The organism is Pontibacter ramchanderi, assembly GCF_002846395.1.
In the GTDB taxonomy this organism is placed as follows: domain Bacteria; phylum Bacteroidota; class Bacteroidia; order Cytophagales; family Hymenobacteraceae; genus Pontibacter; species Pontibacter ramchanderi.
In genome coordinates this window covers 977,145-1,002,356 of record NZ_PJMU01000001.1, presented here as the reverse complement: position 1 = coordinate 1,002,356, position 25,212 = coordinate 977,145, and the positions used below count along the sequence as shown (strand labels likewise).

The window sequence follows — 25,212 nt, the reverse complement described above, 5'->3', positions numbered from 1 at the left end:
AGATTGCATCAGGTATCCGTGCGCAATCGGTACCGATAGGTATAGATCCCCACTTTATTGTCCTTCGATAAGAACTTGGCAATCGCGAGCAGAATGGCTATACCCAGGGTGTTGGCAATCGTGATGATGACGAGTACTTCCGGGTAGTCGCTGAAATTCTGCGCGGCGATGATCATGCTGGCAGCCGTGTTTCGCTGTGCCGTGCCCAGTGCTCCAATATCCTGCAGGTGATCTTCCTTGTCGCGGCCACCCAGCAGGTAACCGATGCCAAAAGACCCCAGAATAAAGGCAATGCCGATCAGGATGGCGCCCTGCCCCATTATCGCCTTCGTTTCAGGGAAGTAGCCTGCCAGGGTGGCAACCAGCACCACATACAAGGTCCAGTTGCCTATTCTGGCTACCCAGGGTTGCGCAGCTTCCGTCAGGTTGGGCAGCACTTTGGAGAGCACCATGCCCAGCACAATGGGCAGGATCAGCTGTTTGAGCAAGGTCCAGGCAATCATGCCGCCATTGATCTCGATTTGCGGCACGATAAGGGGCAGAAGCAGGGGCGCGGCAATCACGGTGGCCAGCACCAGCGTGATCATGGTACTGGCACCGAGTGCCAGGTCGTGCTCCGACAGCTGCGTGAGTTTTATCAGGAAGGGGGCGCCGGCGCAAATGCTGAAGATGGTAAGGCCCACCCGCAGGTATGGATCAATGGAAAAGACCTGCAACATCCCCCACATGAGCAGTGGCGCCAGCACAAAGTTGGCTACCAACATGCGCAGGGCAAAATTCCTGTCCCTGAGGTATTTCACAATGTCTTTCGGCTCCTGGGTGAGGCCCACGTTGAGCATGGTCAGGAAGACGAAGACGGGCAGCGCGATCCCCGCTATGTTGATTAGGATTTGGAACATACTGCCTGCTTATCAATCCCCCAAAGCGTTTGGTGAGGCTGGTGCAGGAGACTCCGCCCCCACGTCCTCCTGCACCCGGTGCTTCGGGTCAAATCGGTAAAACTCCTCATAGCCCAGTTTAGCCACTGCTCTTTCATCATTAGCTTTGATGTAACCCACTGATATGGCGTAGGCCTGCCAGTCGGCTTTCAGTTCGTTGAACTTGGCAGGAAACTGCTCTGCCAAATTGTTTTCTTCCTTGATGTCTTCCTTTAGGTTGTACAGGTGCCACTCGTCGCCCTTGCCGTAGGGTGGAGGCATGAAGATGAGTTTCCAGTCGCCTTTGAGCACGGCCTTACATTCGGTTATCTCAAACCCCAGCACGTCAAAGTCGTTGCGCACCGGCTGCCTGGTTTCCTGCTGCAGGTAGGGTTTCAGCGAAGTGCCGTAGAGTGGCTTCAGGCCTTTCTCTTTGGGGTATGATACATTGGCGTAGTCGAGGATGGTGGGCAGGATGTCGGTGACGTGGAGCAGCTCATCTGTCACGATGCCGCGTTTGTGCATGCGCCTGCCCGAAACGATAAAGGGTGTTTGCGTGCCGCCCTCGTAGGTTGTCAGCTTAAAGTAGGAAAGCGGCGTGTTCGCCACTTCCGCCCAGGCACCGCCGATGGAGATGAACGAGTTGATCCTGCCCATATTCTCCAGACTGTTGTCGTATTCCGCTGCAATCAATTCCTTCGTGTTTGGCGCATAGAAATAGGGCTCCTTCGGGTTGGCACCGTTGTCGGACAGAAAGAAAATGATGGTATCATCGAACTTGTCCAGCTCCTTCAGCTTGTCAAACAGGCGGCCGAGGTTCCAGTCCAGGTTTTCGATCATGGCGGCGTAGATCTCCATTTTCCGGGCGGCTTCTCTTCGCTCGTTTTCTCTTAGCTCTTCCCACTTTTCAAACATGCCACTGCCTTCGTTCGGGGTCAGGTCCTGGGGGACAAGGCCGAGCTCCTTCATCCGCTGCAGGCGCTGCTCCCGGATGGCGTCATACCCGCCATCGTACGCCCCCTTGTACTTATCCAGCCACGCGTCGGGCACCTGCAGGGGGTCGTGCGGGGCGGTAAAGGCCAGGTAAGCAAAAAAGGGCTGATCGTCCTGCTGCTCTGCTAAGTACTGGATCATTCTGTCGGTATAGTAGTCAGATGAGTAGAAGTCCTCCGGCAGGTGCTCCACTGTCTCACCGTTTTCCGAATACTTTGTGTGCGGTTGCTCAAATTCGCTCAGGGCCCGCTGATCGTTGAAATGGCTGGCACCGCCGCCCAGAAAGGAGAAGGTGCGCTCGAAGCCCCTGGAGTGGGGCCTGAAGCCGTCCAGCTCGCCCAGGTGCCATTTGCCGGACATGTAGGTATGGTAGCCGGCCTCTTTCAGAATCTCAGGAATGGTCAGCACCTCTTTGTTGAGGTAGCCTTCGTAGCCGGGCTGCATGTACTGGTTGGTGGCGTGTGCCGTTGGCATGTTGCCCAGGCCCGCCTGGTGGTTGTCGCAGCCCGATAGCAGCATGGACCGGGTAGGCGCGCAGAGCGCCGAGGTATGGAAATGGCGGAAACGCACGCCGTTGTCAGCTAGCTGCTGCAGGTTGGGCGTGTTGATCTCGCCGCCAAAAGGCTGGCAGTCGGAGTAGCCCATGTCGTCCACTACAATGAGCAGGAAATTCGGTTGCCGTTCATGATTCATGTGATGTCGTTTGTTTTTTGTTCATAGCCTGGTGCATCGACTTCTGTTTGTTTCACATGGCTGGGTTTCCCTAACAGGTTTTCGCCACCAAATGCGGGTTTCAAGGTATAGGTATAGTAGCCAGATCCTTCCGGCATATTCCGGTGAACAAGCGGTCTACTTGCTGATTAATAAAGTATTACGAGAAAGGGGCGGCTTGGTGAAGCAGAGGCAGGAAGTAATGCCCGAAGCAGTTCTGGTTAGGATGGTGACGCTTGGCAGAGAAAAGGTAATACATGTAGCGGATGGTGGCAGTCTGGACGCAGGTATGGCTAATTGATAACTCGCCTTTGGGGCATTGTTTGCATAAAGAGGAAACTTTTATCGAGAAATAATGTATATACAATAAATGTATGTACATTTGTAGTGAAAATCGATAAAGCATTATATGAAGCACGTAAAGGAATCAGCATGGCACCTACAAAATGGGTAGTAGACCCGATACACAGCGAAGTACAGTTCAAGGTAAAGCACCTGATGATCACGACCGTGACGGGTTATTTCAGAAACTTTAACATTGAGGCGCTTACACCGGATGAGGCTTTCACGAACGTGGAGCGGGTTGTTTTTACAGCCGATGTCAACTCGATCAGCACCAACAACGAGCAACGCGACACGCACCTCAAATCACCGGATTTCTTCGATGTGGAGAAGCACAACGAGATTCGGTTTGTGGCTAATCGCTACGAGCATGTAAGCGGCAGTCAATACAAACTACACGGCGACCTGAGCATACGCGATGTATCCAAACCGGTAACCGTTAAGGTGGAGCTTGGCGGCATCGTTATAGACCCGTACGGACAGACAAAAGCCGGTTTCACGGTAGATGGCAAGATCAGCCGCAAGGAATTTGGACTGACCTGGAACGCCGTGACCGAAGCGGGCAGCGTGGTGGTGGGTGACGAGATCCGGCTACACGCGGAAGTGCAACTGGTGAAACAGTCGGTCTAAACTGAAGTGGAAGATAATTCAATATATTAAACAGCCGTATACCTGATTAACAGGCAGATGGTACCTAAAATTAAGCTCATGGAAAATAGAATAGCAGGCCTGCACCACATCACTGCGATTGCGGGTATGGCCAAACAAAATCTTGATTTTTATACCAACGTGATGGGCCTGCGCCTGCTCAAAAAGACCGTTAATTTCGACGATCCGGGTACCTACCACTTTTACTATGGCGACGAGAAGGGCAGCGCCGGTACTATCCTGACGTTCTTCCCGCACGAGGGAGCCCGCAGGGGGAGCGCCGGTACCGGCATGGCCACCAACATTGCCTACGCCGTGCCCGAGGGCAGCTTCGATTTCTGGATCGACCGCTTCGAAAAGCACTATGTCACTTACAACAAGCCCTCCGAAAAATTCGGCGAGCAGTACCTCACGTTCTTAGACCCGGACGGGCTGAAGCTGGAACTGGTGATCCCCAAAAAGCAGGACAACCGCATACCCTGGGAAACCGACGAAGTGAAAGCGGCCGTGGCGACCAGGGGCTTTCATGGCGTGACGCTGACGGTGCAGGACAAGGAGAAGACAGCGCAGGTGCTGACCGATATCTTCGGCTATACCTTGCAGGAGCAAAGCGTGAACCGCTACCGCTACGTAACCGATGCAGTCGACACGGCCAACATCATCGACCTGGTGGAACTGCCCCACGAACCGCGCGGCCTGGGCGGTGCCGGCACCAACCACCACATCGCTTTCCGGGTGAAGAATGAGGATGTGTTGATGCATTTTCAGAAAAAGATTGCCGACCTGGGGTATAACATCACCCAGAAGATAGACCGCAACTATTTCTACTCGCTCTACTTCCGCGAACCGAACGGCATCCTGTTCGAGATCGCCACCGACAACCCCGGATTTGGCATCGACGAGCCGTGGGAAGAACTGGGAACAGGTTTACTACTGCCACCACGGTACGAGTCGCGCAGAGCGGAGATAGAAGCAGCCCTGCCTAAGATTGACTAAACTGGGTAAAAGCGAGCAAAGTGTAAGGATAAAAGAAGAGAGTAGTTATGGAGAATTTTGCAATAACCAGGGTATACGCTGACGAAAACGGCGACAGCAGGTTTGAGGATATTACCAGGCCCCTGAATCCGGAAGGGGAGATCGGTTTCCTGTCGGAGCCGGAGGTAGCGGAGAGTGTCATTTTCCGGAAAGTGCCCTCTACTTATGATTACGATTTTCACACGGCGCCGGCCCGGCAGTACCTTGTCGTGCTGGATGTAGGTATAGAGATAGAGACCTCACTGGGTGAAAAACGTACCTTCAGGCAGGGAGAGGTCCTGCTGCTGGAGGATACCACCGGGAAGGGCCATAAAACCCGTAACCTGGAGCAGGCCGTCCGGAGCTCTATTTTCATCACGCTGGCCTAAGGTATAGCTACCATCCTTTATATGAGCAAAACGAAGAATTAGTATCATGGAGATAGAAGTAAAAGATAATCCGGCCGAAAACAGGTTCGAGACAACCCTGGAAGGCCATACCGCCATCATCGAGTATAAACTGAAGCCCGGCGTGATGACCGTGCTGCACACTGAGGTGCCAAAAGCACTGGAAGGCAGAGGTATAGCCGGCGCCATGACCAGGTATGCGCTGGAGCACATGGCAGCAAACAAGCTGGAGCTGGTGCCGCTGTGCCCGTATATGCGCTCCTACCTTAAAAAGCACCCGGAATACCAGTACCTGGTGCGTAAGGAACCGGCTAAAAGCGAGTAAGGTATAATCAACGAAAAGTACACATGACCCATCATGTAAATTTCAAAGGCGAGAAAGCAGTACCGGTAGAGGAGCGACAGACGATTCTGCAGGCTTCTCTGGCTGCCGGCATTCCGCACTACCATGCCTGTGGTGGAAAAGGGCAATGCACCACTTGCCGCGTGCTGGTACTGGAGGGGCAGGAAAAGCTGACGCCGCCCACTGCATTGGAGCAGGCGATTAAAAAAGTGAAGAAGTTTCCGGACAATGTGCGGCTCGCCTGCCAATCTCGTGTAAACGGGGAAGGGGTAGCAGTACAGCGACTGATACGGGATGAAATTGACCGTTTTATTTTTGTTGATGACACGGAAGACAGCTTTACCACTGTGATGGGGGAGAGCCGTAAGCTGGCGCTCTTCTTTATCGATATCCGTGACTTTACGCCTTTTGTCGAAAGGAGCCTGCCCTTCGATGTCATCCACATCATGCGCCGGATCTTCGCACTTCTCAAAAATGCCATTACCCAGTACGATGGGGAGATCATCGACACGGCCGGTGATGGCCTATATGCCGTCTTTGGGCTGAACAGTAGAATAAAGCAAGCCGCCAACTCGGCCGTGCTGGCCGGGTTAAAGATACTGTCCGACCTGCGGATCTTTAACAACACCTACATGCGGCCTTACTTTAACCATACCTTTGAAGTAGGTATAGGCGTGCACGTAGGGAAGGTAGTGGTGGGTAACGTAGGGATAGGCCTGAGCCATAACCTGACAGTGATGGGCTTTCCGGTGAACATCGCCGCCAGGCTGCAGGCCGCCACCAAAGAACTGAACAACAGCTTCGTGATCTCAGCTGTCGCCTACCGCTTACTCAAGAATCCGCCGTATGCCGTGGGTTGTAATTACCTGAATCTGAAGGGCGTCAGCACACCTTATGAAGTGAAACTGATCGGGAAGCCCTACGAAATAAAAGACACCCCGGTTCTCCCCGAAACCAGCCAGGTATAGACCTGCATTTATAGGTCAAGCGACCGGGTTGCCTGCCCTGGCTGCAGCAAATGGCTGAAAGCCTAAGCATTGTAAGCGGCTTTAGGACGAACTTTTTGCCACAGCTTTTTTAACGGCTGGTGCCACCACCGTCCCAAGCAACTCGATTGCGCGCATCAGGATGTTATGCGGCAGGGTGCCTACGCTGATGTGCAACAGAAAACGGGTATTGCCGAACAACTCGTGCTCATACAGTATTTTATCGATGACCTGTTGCGGACTGCCCACCAGCAAAGATCCCGTTGGAGCTCGCATTGCTTCGTAGTGTTGCCTGTTCATAGGAGACCAGCCTCGTTCACGCCCGAGCTTGCTCATCACATAGGCGTAAGGGCCATAATAATCATCAGCAGCTTTCTGCGCATCATCCGCAATGAACCCATGCGAATTGATGGCCAGCTGCAGTTTGGCAGGATCGTGTCCGGCCTTTTTATAGGTTTCCTTGTACAGATTGGTGAAAGGCACAAAGCGCTCCGGCTCCCCGCCTATAATGGCCAGCGCCATCGGCAAACCAAGCGTGGCAGCCCGCACCACAGACTGTGGCGTGCCACCGACGGCCACCCAGATCGGCAACTCTTTTTGATAAGGTCTCGGATATACCCCGCGGTTATCGATAGCCGGGCGGTGCTTGCCTTCCCAAGTTATCTTCTCGCTTTTGTTGAGCGCTAGCAGCAGTTCCAGTTTCTCTGAAAACAAGGTATCGTAGTCTTTCAGGTCATTGCCAAAAAGCGGAAAAGACTCAATGAAGGAGCCGCGACCAGCCATGATCTCCGCTCTGCCTTTCGATAAAAGATCGACGTGCGCAAAGTCCTGGAACACACGCACCGGATCGTCGGAGCTCAAGACCGTCACGCCACTCGATAACCTGATGTTTTTGGTTTTTACAGCGGCCGCCGCCAGAACAACAGCCGGGGAAGATACGATGTAGTCAGGTCGGTGGTGCTCCCCGATGGCAAAAACCTCCAGGCCCACCTGGTCTGCCAGTTCTATTTCCTCCATCAGGTTTTGCATCCTTTCCTCAGGACGGAGCAGCTGGCCGGTATAAGGGTCCGGGGTATTCTCGACGAAGGTGGTTATTCCGATTTCCATAGTTAAGATTTCAACTGTTCCACACAAAGTATAAATTACGCAATCTACATAAACTTTGAGCAAGCTGACTTAAATTCATTTGCTTCCTAAAGCGAAATGTGACAACTTAAAACATGCAGGAGAAACGCTTTTACAAGGGGCTTTACGGCACCAACACCATCGAATTTGCGAAAGGACTTATACACGTGCATCCATTCGGCGAAATCGGGAAACAGCACCAGGGACAGGTAAAACTGCATGCCCACAATCATTTTCTGCAGATCTTTCTGGTGCAGGAAGGCCAGACTGAGTTCCATTATGGGACAGAGAAGGTTACGATACAGGCCCCGGCTTTTCTGGTAGTCCCCAAAAATATTGAACACGGCTTTCTGCACCTGACAGATGTTTCCGGTTGGATCATCAACCTGGCGGACACCGTGCTGGAGCACATGCTGCAGCGGGAAGCCGATGTGATTTTCGGGATGGAGGAAGTTCATATCGTGCCAGTTATGGAGGATGAACCTGCCACGACGGAAGTATTTGAAACCATGCAGCAGTGTGTGGACGAATACAACAGCACGTTTCCCGGCAGGCTCCTGATGCTGCAGTACCTGGTCGGGCAGATGCTGGTGCAACTCTACCGCATTTCGCTGGGCGGTAAACAGGCTTTCTTCTCCTCCTCCAATAGCAGCAAGGTATACTTCCGGCGGTTTCAGCAACTCATCCGGGCAGAGAACTCCTACAAGAAAACAGTGGAAGAATACGCCCGCGACCTGTTCATCTCCACCGGTCACTTGAGCCGCATCTGCAGAAGCATTGCCGACCAGTCACCCAAGGACCTTTTGATCGACTACTTCATTACCAAAGCCCAGCTGGCGCTCTCCGATGTGGACAGCAACATCGCCGACATATCTTACGCGCTCGGCTTCGAGGACCCCGCCTACTTTGCCCGGCTATTTAAGAAAAAGACCGGCCAGACACCCCTCGAATTCCGAAAGAAGATAGGCGTGAAGCGCTCATAGACCTTTTGCTGTAATCCTGCTCTCAATCAGCAGCATGCTCGTCCTATTGCCGTGGGCCTGGCGGCTCCGGGAACGCAAATAAAGTGGCATGACCGAAGCCCCTGGATCTTAACCTTTGCGTAAGCAGCAAGTATAGGCAAGACACAGAGCAGGGTTCAAATAATGCAGGAAGCTACCACCCAAGAGAAGAACACCAAGCAGGATGATGAGTTTCACCTGCCGGGGCTCACGGTGCTGCGCGATGCGGTGCAGAATGCCTCCCGGAAAGTGCCGCCGCGCAACAAACTGCAGCAGGATGGTATAGCCGGAGCGACAACTGCCGTCAGCAGCCTGCCCGACGGGATGGCAAACGGTCTGTTGGCAGGGGTTAACCCAGTCTATGGACTGTATGCCTGCATAGCGGGTCCGCTGGTAGGAGGGCTGTTTTCCAGTTCACAGTTGATGATGATCACCGCGACGAGCGCCTCGGCCATTATGGCGGGGCAGACCCTCCGCGGGCTACCAGCAGATGAGCGGGGGCAGGTGTTCTTCCTGCTGGTAGTATTGATCGGGGTTTTCCAGGCCGTATTGGGGCTGTTAGGCCAGGGACGGCTGACCCGCTTCGTTTCCTTTTCGGTCATGATCGGTTTTCTGACCGGTATTTCGGTCCTCTTGATCATGAGCCAGCTCCCAACCGCCACCGGCTATACCCCGAGCGGGAGCAACAGTATTTACCGGACTATCAACCTGCTGCTCAATGTCGACAAGTTGCATCTGCCCAGTACCGGTATGGCGGCTTTAACTGTTCTGCTTGCCATCTTTTTACAAAAGACTCCGCTCAAAAAAATCTTCGCCTTAATTGCCATCGCTATACCTTCTGCTGTTGTTTTCTTTTTTGGCCTGGAAGGCGTGAAAGTCGTGCAGGACGTGGGCGACATCAGCGGAGGTATACCAAGCCTGGTCGTGCCCCCTTTTTCTGCCATTAGTCTTGATATCATCACCGGGGCTGCAGCGGTAGCCATCGTTATTCTAATACAAGGGGCCGGTGTCAGTCAGAGTGTGCCCAACAAAGATGGTTCTCCTTCCAATACCTCCCGCGATTTTGTAGCACATGGAGCCGCGAATATTGCCAGCGGTTTTTTTCAGGGCCTGCCGGTTGGCGGCTCTTTAGGGACAACGGCCATTAACGTGCTGGCCAGGGCACAAACCCGTTGGGCTTCCATTTTCTCGAGCCTGGCGATGACACTGATCGTGGCCGTGTTTTCAGGTGTTGTTGCCTATACGGCCATGCCCTCGTTGGGTGCCATGCTCATTCTGGCTGGTATTCGGAGCATCAAGCTTTCCGATATCGTAGCCACCTGGAATCCCGGCTGGAAATCATGGCCTTCCTTTCTGGCGGCGGGCGTTACTTTTGGGGCCACCCTCATTTTGCCCATCCCTTCCGCGGTGGGCATTGGTGTGCTGCTGTCCGCCTTCCTGTTCGTTACACAGTCTTCTACAGAAGTTACGCTGGTGGAGCTCCGGAAACGGGACGATGGAAAAATAGAGGAGCACAGACCACCTAAAACCTTGAAGAGAAACAAGGTAACCGTGCTGAATGTGTACGGGAACTTATACTATGCAGGTGCCAGGACACTAGAGCACTTGTTGCCTCAACCGGAAAATGCACAGAACCCGGTGGTCATATTGCGCCTGAGAGGACGTTCCAGTCTGGGAGCTACCCTTGTTTCTGTGTTGGCCAACTATGCGGCGATGCTAAAAAGTGTTAATGGCAAGCTATACCTGACCGGCGTAAGCGAAGGCGTAAACAGGGAAGTGCTACACTCTGACCTGTTGCGCATGAACGGGCCGGTAAAAGCCTTTAAGGTGGAGCCCGAGCTCGGCCTTTCCACCCACAATGCAGTGGTAGATGCAGAGGCCTGGCTGCTGGAACGCGAGGAAACAAACCAGTAGTTCTAATACCTTTCTCACCTGCCAACCTGGCTTCAGGTTCTCGCCAAATCTACCAGGACACTGAAGTAAAGAGGCTGGACTTCCGTTTTTCTTGAAATGAAAGGCAGGAAGTTCGGTTAAGCACCCTCATGTTCGATTTGTCTTGGTAAAAGCGCATCTGTCCTACTCGTAGGGCTGTTGTACGAGTACATTTGTATTACATAGTGAGTGGTTACTTTCCTGTGTAAGTGCACGCTCATTTTTAAGAGACACTCGTACATCTAGAACATGAAAGACATTCAGATACAGCGGATTGAGTCCGTTATCGTGGATCTGCCCACCATCCGTCCGCACCACTTGTCGATGGCCGTGATGCGCAACCAGGCTATGGTGATCGTGCGCTTGTTCTGCAGCGACGGCATCGAAGGGATTGGCGAGGCGACCACCATTGGCGGACTGAGCTACGGGGATGAATCGCCGGAAGGGATGAAGCTGACACTGGACACCTACATCGCCCCTCTGCTGCAGGGAAAATCAGCCCTCAGCATCAACGCTCTCATGGCTTTGCTCGAGAGTCACATCAAGGGAAATAACTTTGTCAAGTCTGCCATCGAGACGGCCCTTATGGATGCCCAGGGCAAACGGCTCGGCGTATCCGTGGCCACCCTGCTCGGCGGAGCCTTGACCCATACCTTGCCCGTGCTGTGGACGCTTGCCAGCGGGGATACCCAAAAAGACATCGAGGAGGCCCACGCGCTCTTAAAAGAAGGCCGGCACAATACCTTCAAACTGAAGATCGGTCGCCACGACTGGAGAACCGATGTGCGCCATGTGAGTGCGATCAAAAGAGCCGTCGGCCCCGATGTGAAAGTGACCGTTGACGTGAACCAGGCCTGGTCCGAAAGCACCGCCAAACAAGGTATAGCCCTGCTGCAGGAAGCAGGCATCGACCTGATCGAACAGCCCATCATCAAAACCAACTTCGACGGGCTTGCCCGGCTCACACAATATTTTAAAGTGCCGATTATGGCGGACGAAGCGGCGGGCACGGTATCCGATGCCTTTAAGCTCGCCAAAATAGGAGGAGGCAGCGTGTTTGCCCTGAAAATAGCCAAAGCCGGCGGTCTGACCAATATCCAGAGACAGGCTGCCATTGCCCAGGCCGCAGGTATCAGCCTGTACGGAGGCACCATGCTGGAAGGCACCGTGGGTACGGTGGCCTCGGCGCAGGTTTTCAGCACACTCCCGCACCTCGACTGGGGCACCGAGCTTTTCGGGCCGCTTCTGCTGACTGAGGACATCGTCAAGACCAGGCTGACCTACGAGAATGGTGTGATGGAAATTCCGCAAGGCCCTGGCCTGGGTATAGAACTGGACATGCAACAAGTCGAAAAATTCAAAAGAAGATAAGCTATGCTATTTCACGTGCACATGACAGTAAACATCCCCCTCGATCTGGACAAAGACTATGTGGAGGGGCTGAAAACAAAAGAAAAAGCGCTTTCGCAGGAGCTGCAGCGGCAGGGTAAATGGACGCACATCTGGCGCATCGCCGGCCAGTATGCCAACATCAGCATTTTTAATGTGAACAGTGCAGGCGAACTCCACGACATCCTCATGTCGCTTCCGCTATACCCCTTCATGCAGGTGGAAGTCACAGCCCTCTGCCAGCACTATTCCTCTGTCAAGAACGAGGAGGAAGCCCACTAACTCACCTTAAAGACTAATCAAACTAAACCTTTAACTATCATGGAAAGAAGTCAGATAGACGCCGTTGTTGAAAGAATCAAATCAACAGAAGTGCCCGGACAAGGCTCAGAGCGCATCAAAGAGATTGTAAACCGCCTCACCACCGACCTGTTCTACGCCATCGAGGACCTGGACATTCAGCCGGAGGAAATTTGGAAAGCGGTGGACTGGCTTACCACAACCGGCAGAAACAACGAATGGGGACTGGTCGTGGCCGGAATCGGGCTGGAGCACTTCCTGGACCTGCGCATGGACGAGGCCGAAGCCAAAGCAGGTATAACAGGTGGCACCCCGAGAACAATTGAAGGGCCGCTGTATGTGCCAGGTTCACCTGAGTCGGTAGGCTATGCCGAGCTGGAAACAGAACCCGAAGTGGGAGGCGAGCGCCTGTACATGCAGGGCCAGGTACGCGACGAAGACGGCCGGCCGGTGCCCAACGCCAAAGTAGAGGTATGGCATTGCAACCTGAAAGGTATGTACTCGGTATTTGATTCTTCGCAGCCGCCGTTCAATTTGCGCCGTGCCATCATCACTGACGCAGACGGCAGGTATAAGTTCAAGAGTATTTTGCCGGTCGGCTACAGCTGTCCTCCGGGCGGCGCGACCGACCAACTGCTCAAAGCCATCGGGCGCCACGGCAGCCGGCCGGCCCACATCCACTTCTTTGTGACGGCACCCGGCTACCGCAAGCTTACCACCCAGATCAACATTGAGGGCGACCCGCTCATATGGGATGATTTTGCCTTTGCCTCCCGCGAGGAACTTGTACCGCACATCACCCGCTATACCGCTGCTGAGGCCAAAGAGAAGTTTAACATCGACGAGCCTTTTGCTTCCATAGATTTCGATTTTGAGATACACAAAGAGCGGGAAGGCGTGTTTGCAGCCGAGATTGAACGTACCCACGGACCTCGCTAATAGCTAAACCAAGCACCAGATGCCAACAATAAAAATTGCCGGTAACGACTGTTTCTATACCTATGAAGAACTGGGGCACGACGATACCATCGTGTTCTCCAACTCGCTGGGTACAGATTTGAGCATGTGGGACCCTGTGGTGCAACTGCTCAGGCAGCATCTCAACATCCTGCGCTACGACACCCGCGGCCATGGCCAAAGCACCATCAGTTCCGACACGGTTACCATCGCCGAATTGGGGCAGGATGTCATTGCCTTGCTCGACTTGTTAGGTATAGGCAAGGTATACTTCTGCGGATTATCCATGGGAGGGCTGATCGGGCAGTGGCTGGGCATTCACCATCCGGAGCGATTCAAGAAAATAATCGTGGCCAATACCGCCGCAAAGATCGGGACAGCCGAGGGCTGGAACGCACGCATTGCGCAAGTCAGGGAACATGGGTTGGAAAGTATACTGCAGGGGACGGCGGAGCGCTGGTTTACGCCGGCTTTCAGGGAGGCGCACCCCGAGGTGGTCGAGGCCGTGCTGGAGAAGTTTTGCCATACCTCGTTGCAGGGATACATTGCCAACTGCGCTGCCGTACGCGATGCCGATTTCCGGAAAGAACTGCCGAAGCTGAAAGTGCCGACACTGGTGATCAGTGGCACCGCAGACGAAGTGACCACACCCGTAGATGGCGAATTTCTGGCGGGCGGCATCCCGCGCTCCCGGCATGTGCAACTAGAGGCCAACCACCTCTCCAGCATGGAACTGCCTGCTGAGTTTGCCAAGAATGTACTGTACGCCGCCAAAAATGAGGGCGACTTTTATCTACAAATTTACAATTAATAGCATATGAAATCGGTACCACAGATAAGCCTGGAAGAAGCGGTTGCTTTGGTAAAGGATGGGGATATACTGTTGCAGGGTGGCTTTGGGATGACGGGCAATCCGGTGCACCTGATGCACGCGCTGGCCGAAACCGGAACGAAGAACCTAACCTTTATTGGCAACAACGTAGGGGAGGTAGGTATAGGGGGCGGCAAACTGCTGCGCAACGGGCAGATCAGGAAAATGATCGGCTCGTTTTTTACCAGCAATCCGGAGGCGGTGAAAGCTGCGCAGGAGGGCATGGTGGAGTACGAACTGCTGCCGCAGGGCACACTGGCCGAAGCCATACGGGCCGGCGGCGCAGGTATAGGCGGCTTCTTCACGCCAACTTCTGCCGGCACCGAACTGGCCAGGGGGCGCGAAACAAAAGTGATCCAGGGCAAGGAGCAGGTATTTGTCGAGGGCATACGGGGCAATGTGGCTTTCGTGCGCGCCTGGAAAGCCGACACCGCCGGCAACCTGACCTACCGCATGACCGAGCAGAACTTTAACCGCGCCATGGCCACTGCCGCTGACCTGGTGATAGCCGAAGTGGAAGAGATTGTGCCTGTGGGCGAGATCGCTCCGGAGCACGTGCACACGCCGGGCTCTTACGTGGACTACCTGGTAGAGGCGAAACTGACGCTGGAAGACCTTGGCTCCTCTGCCTCCGTGGCCTCGTCCAGAAAAGCAGACGAAACCCGCATGAACATGGCCAGGCGTGCACTAAACGAACTCAAAAAAGGAGATGTGGTAAACCTGGGCATTGGTATACCGACGCTGGTAGCTGACCTGATCACTCCAGAGGACGGCATTGTGATGCACACCGAGAACGGGATGCTGGGTGTGGGCCCGTCGCCAAAAGATGGCGGCGGCGCAATGGATTACCCTGTCAACGCCGGCAAAATTCCGGTAACGGCCCTTCCGGGCTCCAGCTACTTCGACAGTGCCGATTCCTTTGCCATGATCCGCGGGCGCCATGTGGACATTGCCGTGATGGGCGGTCTGGAAGTGGATGAGCAGGCTAACCTGGCCAACTGGGCCGTGCCGGGGCAGCCACTACTCGGTGTGGGTGGCGCCATGGACCTGGCCTCGGGTGCCAAAACGCTCATCATCACCATGACCCACACGAACAAAGACGGTTCTTCGAAAGTAGTGCCGACCTGCAGCCTGCCTCTCACCGCCCTCAAAGCCGTGGACATGATCATCACCGACCTGGCCGTTTTCCGCTTCATCGACGGGCAGCTGACCCTCATCGAACTGATGCCGGGTGCTACCCTGGAAGAGGTGCGGGCTAAAACAACGGCCAAATTTATAGAGAAGCTGCAGTAGTCGTCCTGTTCAGAGTTTTTTACATTGATACAAATAACAACCTGAACGGCACGGCTTAACAATTGAAATCTATACCTAAAATTACCTTACTGATGAGCAAAGAAGCCTTTATCATAGATGGAATCAGAACACCGATCGGTAACCTGGGTGGGGCCTTGTCGCCTGTCAGAACCGACGACCTGGCAGCCATGGTCATACAAGAGCTGATCATACGGAATCCGGGAATACCAAAAGAGGCCGTTGATGACGTCATATTGGGTTGCCATAACCAGGCCGGTGAAGACAACCGCAACGTAGCCCGCATGGCGGCGCTGCTGGCCGGGTTGCCGGTAACCGTGCCAGGTGAGACCGTAAACCGGTTGTGCTCCTCGGGTATGTCAGCGATCATGCATGCGGCGCGGGCTATTAAGGCTGGAGACGGCGATGTGTTCATTGCCGGTGGCGTAGAGCACATGACGCGGGGGCCGCTGGTCATTTCCAAGCCCAGCAAAGCCTTTGGCACCGATTCGCAGATGTATGACTCGAGTTTCGGCTGGCGCTTCGTGAACCCCAAGATGAAGGAAATGTACGGCGTCGATCCCATGGGCATCACGGCTGAGAACCTGGCGGAGATGTACCAGATCTCCCGTGAAGATCAGGATAAATTCTCGTACCATTCGCAAATGAAAGCCACCAAAGCACAGCAGAACGGCCAGTTGGCCGAAGAGATCATGCCGGTTAGCATTCCGCAGCGGAAGGGGGAACCTACTGTGGTGTCGAAAGACGAATTTGTGCGACCCAATACCACCCTGGAAACTTTGGCCAAACTGAAGCCGGCTTTCAAGGCCGGTGGTACAGTGACGGCTGGGAACGCCTCTGGCCTGAATGATGGCGCGGCGGCTACCTATGTGGTGTCAGGAGAAGCTGTGGAGAAGTATAACCTTAAGCCGCTGGCACGCATCGTGAGTTCGGCTGTGGTCGGTGTGGAGCCCCGCATCATGGGTATTGGCCCGGTGCCTGCCACACAAAAAGCCCTGCAAAAGGCGGGCCTGACCCTGGACGACATGGACGTGATCGAATTGAACGAAGCCTTTGCCGCGCAAAGCCTGGCCTGCACCCGAGCGCTTGGTTTAGCCGACGACGATGCCCGCGTAAACCCGAATGGAGGAGCCATTGCCCTGGGGCATCCGCTGGGCATGTCCGGTACACGGATCGTGTACAGTGCCGCACTTTCGCTGAAAAGACAACAGAAACGCTATGCGCTGGCCACCATGTGCGTGGGCGTAGGGCAGGGCTATGCCGTAATCCTGGAAAGGGTATAAGAGCTTTTCCGTTGATTTATTAGTGAACATGAATAAGAGGGAAGCGATCCTGGACGCAGCCTTAAAGCTGTTTACGGAAAGTGGCGTCCGCGCCACTTCCACAAAATCAATCGCTACGGAGGCAAATACTTCGGAGGCGCTGATCTTCAAGCACTATGGCACAAAGGACCATCTGCTGGAAACCATCATCAAAAAAGCCTACCAGTCAGCAGCCCTTGAAACAAACCTATACCTTAAGGGGCTCTCGGCGGGCGAGTATGTCAGCAGCATGATTGAACTGCCAATCCTGCTCACAAATTCGAATCCCGACTTCTGGCGGATGCAGTACAAGATCATGGCCCTGAACCCGATCTCTTCCCGCTACCACGAAAATTTCATGCGGCCCTGCCAGTTGCGCCTGATCGAGTGTTTTAAAGATCTGGGGTATAGAGCACCTGAACTGGAAGCAGAGTTACTCTTGATTCACATCGACGGCGTCTGGAAGTACTTTGCAGCACATCAACCGGATGTTGCCAAAAGAAAGGCATTGGTTTCAGCCATGAGGCAGAAGTATAAGCTGTAGCGCACGGCCAGTGATCAGGCCTCTACAAATTGACAACGAAGCAAATCAACATAGCTATACCTGAAGTGCAGCGCCCTATACCTGTCCCTGCCTGTAAGCGAAAGGCCTGTCACCAGGCGGCAAGATAACGTATCAACCAAGCAGTCAGCAGGACGTACTATAGGTACAAGATCTTTAACTCATTTCCGTTCGCATCCTCACCCACGCGGCGGCACGCGACCCAATGCCTGATGCGCTGATTCCTGAAGGTATAAGGTTTTCTTTTTATCTAAAACGAGTATGTCTATGCAGGAAATTATATTCTTACTGATGGCATTTCTGTGTGCTGGCGTGGTGCAGGCCCAAACCAGGCAAGGCAGCAATGCACGGAAAAACCAGCCAGAGGCAGCCTGGGTAAAGCACATCCCCACAGAAGATCTGATTACATGGCGCCGCCACATTCACCAACACCCGGAGGTGTCCTTCGAGGAGGAACAAACCAGCAAATATGTGGAGGAAGTCTTGAGCAAGCTGCCTAACGTGGAGGTTATCAAGCCGGCCAAAACAAGTTTAATTGGGGTACTAAAAGGAGCCAAACCTGGCAGAACCGTCGCTTTTCGGGCAGACATGGACGCCTTACCCATTCAGGAGGAAACGGGCCTTCCGTATGCCTCGAAAGAGAAGAACGTAAGCCACGCCTGCGGGCACGATGCGCACACCGCCATGCTGCTGGCAACTGCGGCCACCTTGTCTAAAATGCAGCAGGAGCTAAAGGGAACGGTCTACTTTATCTTCCAGCACGCCGAGGAGCAGCCGCCCGGCGGGGCCATCGACATCGTGGAATCTGGTGAACTGAAGGGAGTAGAGGCCTTTTTCGGGATGCACGTTTTGCCCAACTTCCCTGCCGGCCACGTCGGTATACTGCCCGATGGCGCTGCCTCCACCGCGCAGGACATCTTTAACCTGAACATCATCGGAAAAGGATCGCATGGCTCCATGCCCCATTTAGGAATTGACCCGATTGTGGTAGGCGCGGCCATCGTCAGCGCCTTGCAAACGGTTGTGTCCCGAAACGTTGAGCCAGGGGAGATGACGGTGGTGACCATCGGCAAATTTCAGTCCGGAGATGCCTTTAATGTGATTGCAGACAGGGCCGAATTGGCTGCCAGTATCCGCACTACATCCGATAAGACCAGAAAACAGGTAGAGCAAAGGGTGAAGGAAATAATTGAAAGCATCACCAAAGCCTATGGAGCTACCTACGAGCTGGATTATATCAATACCTACCCAGCCATACAGAATGATAAAGCGCTCAACGCTCAGGTAAGGAAAAGCGCTGCTGCCATTCTGGGAAAGGAGCAGGTATTTGATGCCCCTATGATGACAGCCAGCGAGGACTTTGCCTACTACCGGAAGATTGCCCCTGTCAGCTTTATGACGCTCGGCATCGGCGACGGTCCGGCAAACCACAACCCCGGGTTCAAGGTAGATGAAAGCGCCCTGCAAAATGGGGTAAAAGCACAGGTGCAGCTCATCCTGGACTATTTAAATAAATAAGGGCTGTCTTCGGAAGGCAGGTCAGGTATAAGTCATCTTGCAGTAACTGGCTTTAATGTGTGGTGAAAGGGTTTAGGAGCAGTTCCGGCATGAATTGGGCAGGTCGTAAAAGTGCCAAATACTAAAGAACCAATTAATTAGGTTCCGTTTGTTTTTATGCGATGATATGGGCAGGAATGTATAGCATCAAGCCTGCCTAGAATGTGGATTGGGTTAAAAAGAATGGGTATGAAGAAACTGGAAAATAAGGTGATTGTCATCACCGGAGCTGCTATGGGCCTGGGTCTTGCAGCGGCACAGGAAGCAGCGAAACAGGGTGCACAGCTGTCGCTGGTCGATTACAATGAGAAAGCCCTGGGTGAGGCAAAGCAAGCCGTCTTGCAGGAGTACCCGGATGCAAAAGTGATCACTGTGACGGCAGATGTTTCGAAAGAGGAGGAAGTGAGAAAATACGTTGATGAAACGGTGAAGGCCTTCAACCGCATCGACGGCTTTTACAACAATGCCGGCATCGAAGGGAAGCAAGCGCTGATGACCGAGTACGATGTAGCAGTATTCAGAAAAGTGATTGACATTAACCTGATGGGCGTGTTTTACGGCATGCGCTACATCATTCCCATCATGCAAAAGCAACAGTATGGTCGGATTGTAAACGTGGCATCGGTGGGCGGTATCAGGGGTGTTCTGAACCAAACCCCTTATGTGGCCAGCAAGCACGCCGTTTCAGGTATGACCAAAAATGCTGCGCTGGAATTTGGGCGCTACGGCGTCATCACCAATGCCATTGCGCCTGGTGCCATCTTAACACCCATGGTAGCCGAAGCTTTCCGGCAGGTAAACCCCGACGACCCCAAAGCCGCCGAAACCGAGTATGCAAAAGCCAATCCTACCAAACGCCTGGGACTGCCCGAGGAAGTGGCGAAAGTTGTTATTTTTCTGCTGAGCGAAGACGCGTCTTACGTAAACGGACAGACCATTGCCATTGACGGAGGCGAGTCGAATACTTACGGCTTCGTTTAACAGCCGATTTTCTAAACCATTCTTCTAATCCCTGAAAAGGGCATCGTGCTATTTTTATCTATGTTAACAACAAACAGGACCATCTGGACCTTCGGCCACTCCACCAGAAGCCCGGATGAATTTGTGGCCGCGCTGAAGTCGTTTCAGATAGAGGTGCTGGCAGACGTGCGCCGCTACCCCGGTTCGAGGAAATACCCTCATTTCAATGTATCCGCACTGGAGACCTTCCTGCCAGAGGCCGGCATCAGGTATATGCCCGCGCAGGATTTGGGTGGTCGCAGAAAACCTAGACCCGATTCACCTAACACAGTCTGGAAAAGCGAATCGTTTCGCGGCTATGCCGATTACAGTGAGACGGAGGAATTCGAAGAAGCCATTGCAACGCTGACGGAAGTGGCTGCCCGAAAAAAGACGGCTTACATGTGTTCGGAAGCTGTGTGGTGGCGTTGTCACCGCGCCATTATCTCAGACTATCTCAAAGAAAGAGGCTGGACAGTGCTGCACATCATGGATGAAGGTATTGTCAAAGAACATCCCTATACCTCCGCCTACCTCGAAACACACCCCGACAAGGTATAGCAGTCAGATACCGGCTGTCAGGTTTTTGAGAAATTGGCATCTGGCCTTATAAGAACATCTAACCCCAGACAAATGCCCAACATCATCGCTACTGCCGAAGCCGAAAATACAGGTGAAGCCTACACAACAACGCTTCAGACAAACCAGCACATGCTCATAGCCGATGAGCCCACGGACCTGGGAGGCCAGGAACTGGGTCCCGCCCCCGGCGATTTCCTGTGCATGGCGCTGGCGTCCTGCATGGTGATTACCCTTCGGATGTATATAACCCGGAAAGGGTGGGAGATCGGGCGGATCAGAGCAAGGGTGAACCTGGTTAAAAACATTGATAAAGCCGCGGGCAGTAACACGTTTTACTGCAATCTGTCTTTCAGTGAAAAGCTGACAGCAGAGCAATGCGAAAAACTGCACAAAATAGCCAAAGCTTGCCCGCTACACCGCCTCCTGAACAAGCCAAGCGACATCATCACGCTTCTGGAATAAAAAAGCCATTAGAATATAACTAACTATGAAAACTACCTGGCCTGAGCTCTCCTATGCGGAGGCTCACAAAACATACGAAACGATACACCTCTGGACGCAGATCGTGGGGAAGATCAGACTAGTCAAAACGCCCTGGTTCAATCACTCCTGGCACGTCACGCTTTATGTCACGCCAAGTGGTTTTACTACCTCCGATATGGTGGATGGAGAAAAACACTTTCAGCTCGACTTTGACTTTATACGCCATCAACTGCGGTTGAAAACCAGTGCAGGCGAATCACACAGCATCGACTTAAAGGGACTCTCGGTGGCGGGGTGCTATAAGCAATTACAGGATGCCCTGCGGCAGGTAGGTATAGAGGCAAACATTAACCCCGTGCCAAACGAACTGGAAGACCCCATTCCCTTTGACCAGGATGAAATACATGCCACTTACAATCCGGAACACGCTACAGCTTTGCACCAGGCATTCCTTCGGGCACACGATGTTTTTTCCAAATTCAAAGCCAGGTTCAGTGGCAAATGCAGTCCCGTGCATCTGTTCTGGGGTAGCTTCGATCTGGCGGTGTCGCGCTTCTCTGGTCGCGATGCACCGAAGCACCCTGGTGGCGTACCCAACCTGCCCGATTGGGTGGCGCAGGAAGCCTATTCCAAAGAAGTATATAGCTGCGGTTTCTGGCCAGGAAGCGAGGCGCTACCACAGGCAGCGTTTTACAGCTATATCTATCCCGAACCGGAAGGATTCAAAGTCGCCCGTATAAAACCAAAGCAGGCCTACTACCACCCGGAGCTCCGCGAATTCATTTTGCCATACGAGGCCGTTCAGAAGGCTGAAGATCCGGAAGCCATGCTGATGGACTTCCTGCAAAGTACCTATGAGGCAGCAGCTGAGCTGGCCAAGTGGGATCGGAGAGCGCTGGAGCAGGAAGACTTCTCCGAACGAAGGAAATCCGATCAGAACACCTACAAGCAGGTAGACAAAAGGAATAAAGAACCAAAAGACTAGTATGTTGAAAAGGCAGTCCCTTAGCTGGTATGGGCATTTCGCCTAACGGTCTGCAGTGAACCCTGCCACATGATAACGGAATTATAGCGCTCCCTAAACATCATTTTCCACACGAGCACACCAAGTATTGGCTGCGCCAGGCAGTCTACAACGGAAGAAGCTATATAAAGCCACAGGTAGAGGGCTTACCAAATAATAGAAAATAACGTATGCTTAACGTTGCTTTCAAAAAACAGGGAGCAATGACCATACGAAAATATAAGCCACTATGCAGGCAAGCTTCAATAAAGTAAGCATCTTATTGCTCTCTATTTTCCTGCTGAACCGCATGGAAAGTCATGCACAGGAAAAGGTCGGTGCTGACAGCGTGACGGTTGCCATTGCGCCGGAATACAACAAGGTGAGCAAATCGCATACCTTCTGGTTAGGGGAAAATTACCGGCAACTATGGGCAACACCCGTCAAGATGAAGGTGTTTGACCTGGAACAGGAAAAAGGAGGTTTGAAAATCCTGAAAAAAGGGGGAGGGATGCAAACCAAGTCGCTTAGGCTGCAGGATGCTACGGGGCAGGAGTGGGTGCTCCGAACGGTTCAGAAAGATCCCGGACTTGCCCTGCCTGAGAACCTGCGGGAGACCGTAGCGAGAACCATTGTGCAGGACCAGATATCAGCTTCCCACCCCTTCGGCGCTTTGGTGGTGCCCCCTCTGGCTGCTGCTTTGGGTATACCGCACGCCAAGCCTGAGATCGTATACCTGCCTGATAGTCGCGCGCTGGGAGAGTACCGGACCGATTTTGCCAACCAGGTATACCTTTTTGAGGAGCGGGAGCCAACCAAAGCCGAGGATACTGACAACACCGAGAAGGTGCTGGAAAAACTACAGGAGGATAACGATAACCGCGTGGACCAACAGTTGGTACTGCGCGCCCGCATGCTGGATTTCATCATAGGTGACTGGGACCGCCATGAAGACCAATGGCGCTGGGTAGAGCTGGAGGATTCAATCGGAGACCTGTATTTGCCTTTCCCGCGCGACCGGGACCAGGTGTTTTTCACGAATGAGGGGGTAATTCCCAAAATAGGGTCACGCAAATGGATCATGCCCAAGTTCCAGGGTTTTGATGAAGAGATCCGGGATATCGAAGGCTTCAACTTCAATGCCCGTTACTTTGATCGCATGTTCCTCTCAGGCTTGAGCGAAAGCGACTGGCACGCAGAAATCAATACGTTGCAGCAGACGCTGACAGATGAGCTGATAGAAGAAGCTGTCAGGCGCATGCCGCCTAACATACACGCCCTTTCGGGGGAGGAGATGGCGCGCAAAATGATTGCCCGGCGCAACCTGCTGAAAGAAGAGGCCATGAAGTACTTTCGCTTCCTCTCTAAAGAAGTAGACATACCTGGTTCTGACAAGCGGGAAATCTTTGAGGTAGAGTACAAAGAGAACGGAACGGTTACCGTTTCGCTTTTTAAACTCAAGAAGGATGACAGCAAAGACAGGCTGCTCTTCCAGCGTACCTTCGATCCGTAGCTGACAAATGAGGTGCGGCTGTATGGCAGGGGAGGAGAGGATGTGTTTACTGTATCCGGTGAAGCGAAATCGCCTATCAAAGTCAGGTTGGTAGGGGGCAGCGGTGCGGATCGGTTTGTGGTGGCGGAAAGTTTTTCAAACAAAAGCAGACTGCACATCTACGACCGGTCCGATGAAAAGAACACCTTTCCGGGTTCCTCACAGGCAAAGCTCCACACCGCTGCTGACAGCACGATAAACGAATATGATCCCAGGGCATTTGAGTATAACCTTCTCCGGCCGCTGCTTACCGTTGGCTATAACCTGGACGATGGCGTGCTGGTTGGTGCGGGATTCGAGTACACGAAACATGGATTCCGGAAAAAGCCATTTGCTGCGACCCATAAATTGATGCTGGGGCACGCCCTCACCACCAACGCGACGTTCTTCAATTATGAAGGATACTTTACCGGGGCAGTTGGTAAAAACGACTTAAGCATAAATGTAGACGGCAGGGCACCTAATAACACCAGCAACTTTTTTGGTGTTGGCAACGAGACCGAATTTGTTGAGGTGGGAAGTAAACCGATCCGCTTCTACCGCAGCCGCTACGACTTCATTACCTCACAGGTGAAATTACATCGCAAACTTGGCAACAACCTGAAGGGAAGCGTCGGCTTGTTGGCGCAGTATTACAACAGCAATGCCCGCGATAATGCAGGGCGTTTTCTGATGTTCTACGATGAGCAGAACACCAGTGAAGACATCTTCACCAGACGACTATCAACCGGTATTGTGGCAGGAGTTGAACTTGACACACGCAACGATGCCTTCATGCCAACCAAGGGCGTATATTGGAAAACATCGCTCCTGGGTGTAGAGCATCTGGACAAAGGCTCTAGGTTTGGGCAGCTAAGCTCTGAGTTCAGTTTTTACCTCAATCCGACAAACAACAGCAATGTGTCGCTGGCAAATCGTGTGGGAGGCGGTTTGACGGTGGGGGATCCTTATTTTTACCAACTGCTATACCTGGGCGGAAACGGCAACCTGCGGGGCTTTCGTAATTTCCGATTTGCCGGCGAGCATCTGCTCTACAACAACCTGGAGTTGCGCTTAAAGCTGTTTGACTTCAGCTCGTATTTATTCCCAGGCTCTGTGGGAGTGATAGGTTTCCATGATGTGGGTCGTGTATGGGCAGAGGGCGAGAAATCAGATACCTGGCACCAGGGTTATGGTGGCGGGCTATACCTGATTCCTGCTAAACTTGTGCTGCTTCAGGCTGTGGTTGGCTTCTCTGAAGAGGATGTGCTCCCTTATGTCTCGCTGGGCTTCAGGTTCTGATAAGCCTGAGCCCAACAATGTTCAAGTCCGCTACGGCGCCTGAAGCCATTACTTTTTACTTTCGGCACGCACCTGTTTTAAAGCCGTTCCCCAGCTGACCAACTGATCCAGCAGGGAGTTCAGCTTCTTCTCGTGAAAAGCGGCAGGTTTGAAAACGCTGTAATTCTCGAAGTCGGTAAACAGCGACAAGGCAACCTGTTCCCGCACATCGGCTATCTGGAGCTCAGCCATCGTAGCCCTCAAGTGCTCGACAGACCGTGCTCCCCCTGTGTTGCCATAGGCTACGAAGCCTGCCGCTTTGTTATTCCACTCTTTGTAGAGGAAGTCGAGTGCGTTTTTAAGCGCTGCCGGCACGCCGTGGTTATACTCTGGCGTCACAAATACAAAGGCATCAAAGCCATCAATTCGGGCAGACCAGTCTTTGGTGTGTTGCTTGGTGTACTGCTGCATGGCAGGTGAGTTAGGTTCATCCAGCAGGGGCAGGTTTACCTCCTTGAGGTCAATTAGTTCATAGGTGGCGTCAGTTCTTTTCGACGCTATTTCATGCACCCATTTTCCAACTGCTTCTCCGTTACGGCCCGGGCGCGTGCTTCCAATAATAGTGGCTATTCTTATCATGGCGAAGGTGTGTATGGTGGTTGTTCG

The 25,212-nt window shown here is 53.2% G+C and carries 26 protein-coding genes; 21 read left to right on the top strand and 5 right to left on the bottom strand.

Features of this window, described 5'->3' with window-relative positions:
* Window positions 1–8: 8 nt before the first annotated feature.
* From BD749_RS04280 to BD749_RS19320, 3 genes are read right to left on the bottom strand one after another with little or no spacing between them, the layout of a single operon-like run.
* Entirely contained in the window at window positions 9–899 is an 891-nt protein-coding gene (locus BD749_RS04280; RefSeq protein WP_101443118.1) for a bile acid:sodium symporter family protein, read from the bottom strand.
* A 12-nt stretch (window positions 900–911) separates the two neighbouring features.
* The gene (locus BD749_RS04275; RefSeq protein WP_101443117.1) at window positions 912–2,603 is read right to left on the bottom strand and encodes an arylsulfatase; all 1,692 of its coding nucleotides are present in this window, start codon (window positions 2,601–2,603) and stop codon (window positions 912–914) included.
* A complete protein-coding gene (locus BD749_RS19320) occupies window positions 2,600–2,740 on the bottom strand; it encodes a hypothetical protein (protein ID WP_180336307.1) in 141 nt (46 codons plus the stop codon). Before BD749_RS19320 ends, BD749_RS04275 begins: the two co-directional genes overlap by 4 nt.
* Window positions 2,741–3,053: 313 nt before the next feature.
* On the opposite strand from BD749_RS19320, the gene BD749_RS04270 reads away from it, so the two are divergent.
* From BD749_RS04270 to BD749_RS04250, 5 genes are all read left to right on the top strand, one after another.
* Window positions 3,054–3,593 carry a YceI family protein gene (locus tag BD749_RS04270; RefSeq protein ID WP_101443116.1) on the top strand — a complete coding sequence of 180 codons (540 nt, stop codon included), beginning with the start codon at window positions 3,054–3,056 and terminating at the stop codon, window positions 3,591–3,593.
* 78 nt (window positions 3,594–3,671) lie between these two features.
* A complete protein-coding gene (locus BD749_RS04265) occupies window positions 3,672–4,607 on the top strand; it encodes a ring-cleaving dioxygenase (protein WP_101443609.1) in 936 nt (311 codons plus the stop codon).
* A gap of 47 nt (window positions 4,608–4,654) precedes the next feature.
* Window positions 4,655–5,014 carry a cupin domain-containing protein gene (locus tag BD749_RS04260; RefSeq protein ID WP_101443115.1) on the top strand — a complete coding sequence of 120 codons (360 nt, stop codon included), beginning with the start codon at window positions 4,655–4,657 and terminating at the stop codon, window positions 5,012–5,014.
* 46 nt (window positions 5,015–5,060) lie between these two features.
* Entirely contained in the window at window positions 5,061–5,357 is a 297-nt protein-coding gene (locus BD749_RS04255) for a GNAT family N-acetyltransferase (RefSeq protein WP_101443114.1), read from the top strand.
* A gap of 23 nt (window positions 5,358–5,380) precedes the next feature.
* Entirely contained in the window at window positions 5,381–6,343 is a 963-nt protein-coding gene (locus tag BD749_RS04250; protein ID WP_101443113.1) for an adenylate/guanylate cyclase domain-containing protein, read from the top strand.
* Between the two features lie 81 nt (window positions 6,344–6,424).
* Here BD749_RS04250 and BD749_RS04245 read toward each other — a convergent pair whose 3' ends face one another.
* Complete coding sequence (locus BD749_RS04245; protein ID WP_101443112.1) at window positions 6,425–7,468, bottom strand: LLM class flavin-dependent oxidoreductase; 1,044 nt, start codon at window positions 7,466–7,468, stop codon at window positions 6,425–6,427.
* A 113-nt stretch (window positions 7,469–7,581) separates the two neighbouring features.
* Here BD749_RS04245 and BD749_RS04240 point away from each other — a divergent pair, with 113 nt between their 5' ends.
* The 16 genes from BD749_RS04240 (at window position 7,582) to BD749_RS04165 (ending at window position 24,567) form a co-directional block, all read left to right on the top strand.
* Complete coding sequence (locus BD749_RS04240) at window positions 7,582–8,469, top strand: helix-turn-helix domain-containing protein (RefSeq protein ID WP_101443111.1); 888 nt, start codon at window positions 7,582–7,584, stop codon at window positions 8,467–8,469.
* 162 nt (window positions 8,470–8,631) lie between these two features.
* The gene (locus BD749_RS04235; protein WP_101443110.1) at window positions 8,632–10,401 is read left to right on the top strand and encodes a SulP family inorganic anion transporter; all 1,770 of its coding nucleotides are present in this window, start codon (window positions 8,632–8,634) and stop codon (window positions 10,399–10,401) included.
* 267 nt (window positions 10,402–10,668) lie between these two features.
* Window positions 10,669–11,790, top strand: coding sequence for a muconate/chloromuconate family cycloisomerase (locus BD749_RS04230; RefSeq protein ID WP_101443109.1), 1,122 nt, complete (start codon window positions 10,669–10,671; stop codon window positions 11,788–11,790).
* 3 nt (window positions 11,791–11,793) lie between these two features.
* Window positions 11,794–12,090 carry a muconolactone Delta-isomerase gene (catC, locus tag BD749_RS04225; protein ID WP_101443108.1) on the top strand — a complete coding sequence of 99 codons (297 nt, stop codon included), beginning with the start codon at window positions 11,794–11,796 and terminating at the stop codon, window positions 12,088–12,090.
* A 39-nt stretch (window positions 12,091–12,129) separates the two neighbouring features.
* A complete protein-coding gene (gene catA, locus BD749_RS04220; protein ID WP_101443107.1) occupies window positions 12,130–13,047 on the top strand; it encodes a catechol 1,2-dioxygenase in 918 nt (305 codons plus the stop codon).
* A gap of 19 nt (window positions 13,048–13,066) precedes the next feature.
* Window positions 13,067–13,876: a 3-oxoadipate enol-lactonase gene (pcaD, locus tag BD749_RS04215; protein ID WP_101443106.1), complete on the top strand. Its 810-nt coding sequence runs from the start codon at window positions 13,067–13,069 to the stop codon at window positions 13,874–13,876.
* Window positions 13,877–13,882: 6 nt separating this feature from the next.
* A complete protein-coding gene (locus tag BD749_RS04210; protein ID WP_101443105.1) occupies window positions 13,883–15,229 on the top strand; it encodes a 3-oxoacid CoA-transferase in 1,347 nt (448 codons plus the stop codon).
* Window positions 15,230–15,321: 92 nt separating this feature from the next.
* A complete protein-coding gene (pcaF, locus tag BD749_RS04205; RefSeq protein ID WP_101443104.1) occupies window positions 15,322–16,530 on the top strand; it encodes a 3-oxoadipyl-CoA thiolase in 1,209 nt (402 codons plus the stop codon).
* 28 nt (window positions 16,531–16,558) lie between these two features.
* Window positions 16,559–17,092 (top strand): TetR/AcrR family transcriptional regulator, encoded by a 534-nt coding sequence (locus BD749_RS04200; protein ID WP_101443103.1) that lies wholly within the window; start codon window positions 16,559–16,561, stop codon window positions 17,090–17,092.
* Window positions 17,093–17,377: 285 nt separating this feature from the next.
* Complete coding sequence (locus BD749_RS04195) at window positions 17,378–18,628, top strand: M20 metallopeptidase family protein (protein ID WP_245868697.1); 1,251 nt, start codon at window positions 17,378–17,380, stop codon at window positions 18,626–18,628.
* A 228-nt stretch (window positions 18,629–18,856) separates the two neighbouring features.
* On the top strand, window positions 18,857–19,648 hold the full coding sequence (locus tag BD749_RS04190; protein ID WP_101443607.1) for a glucose 1-dehydrogenase: 792 nt from the start codon (window positions 18,857–18,859) through the stop codon (window positions 19,646–19,648).
* A 60-nt stretch (window positions 19,649–19,708) separates the two neighbouring features.
* Complete coding sequence (locus BD749_RS04185; protein ID WP_101443102.1) at window positions 19,709–20,227, top strand: DUF488 domain-containing protein; 519 nt, start codon at window positions 19,709–19,711, stop codon at window positions 20,225–20,227.
* Between the two features lie 72 nt (window positions 20,228–20,299).
* Window positions 20,300–20,710 (top strand): OsmC family protein, encoded by a 411-nt coding sequence (locus tag BD749_RS04180; protein WP_101443101.1) that lies wholly within the window; start codon window positions 20,300–20,302, stop codon window positions 20,708–20,710.
* 25 nt (window positions 20,711–20,735) lie between these two features.
* Window positions 20,736–21,716, top strand: a complete 981-nt coding sequence (locus tag BD749_RS04175) for a DUF5996 family protein (RefSeq protein ID WP_101443100.1) — start codon at window positions 20,736–20,738, stop codon at window positions 21,714–21,716.
* 268 nt (window positions 21,717–21,984) lie between these two features.
* Window positions 21,985–23,247, top strand: coding sequence for a hypothetical protein (locus tag BD749_RS04170; protein WP_101443099.1), 1,263 nt, complete (start codon window positions 21,985–21,987; stop codon window positions 23,245–23,247).
* 12 nt (window positions 23,248–23,259) lie between these two features.
* The gene (locus BD749_RS04165) at window positions 23,260–24,567 is read left to right on the top strand and encodes a BamA/TamA family outer membrane protein (RefSeq protein WP_143741227.1); all 1,308 of its coding nucleotides are present in this window, start codon (window positions 23,260–23,262) and stop codon (window positions 24,565–24,567) included.
* Between the two features lie 48 nt (window positions 24,568–24,615).
* Here the strand turns inward: BD749_RS04165 and BD749_RS04160 are convergent, their stop codons facing one another.
* Window positions 24,616–25,185, bottom strand: coding sequence for an NADPH-dependent FMN reductase (locus tag BD749_RS04160; protein ID WP_101443097.1), 570 nt, complete (start codon window positions 25,183–25,185; stop codon window positions 24,616–24,618).
* Between the last annotated feature and the right edge of the window lie 27 nt (window positions 25,186–25,212).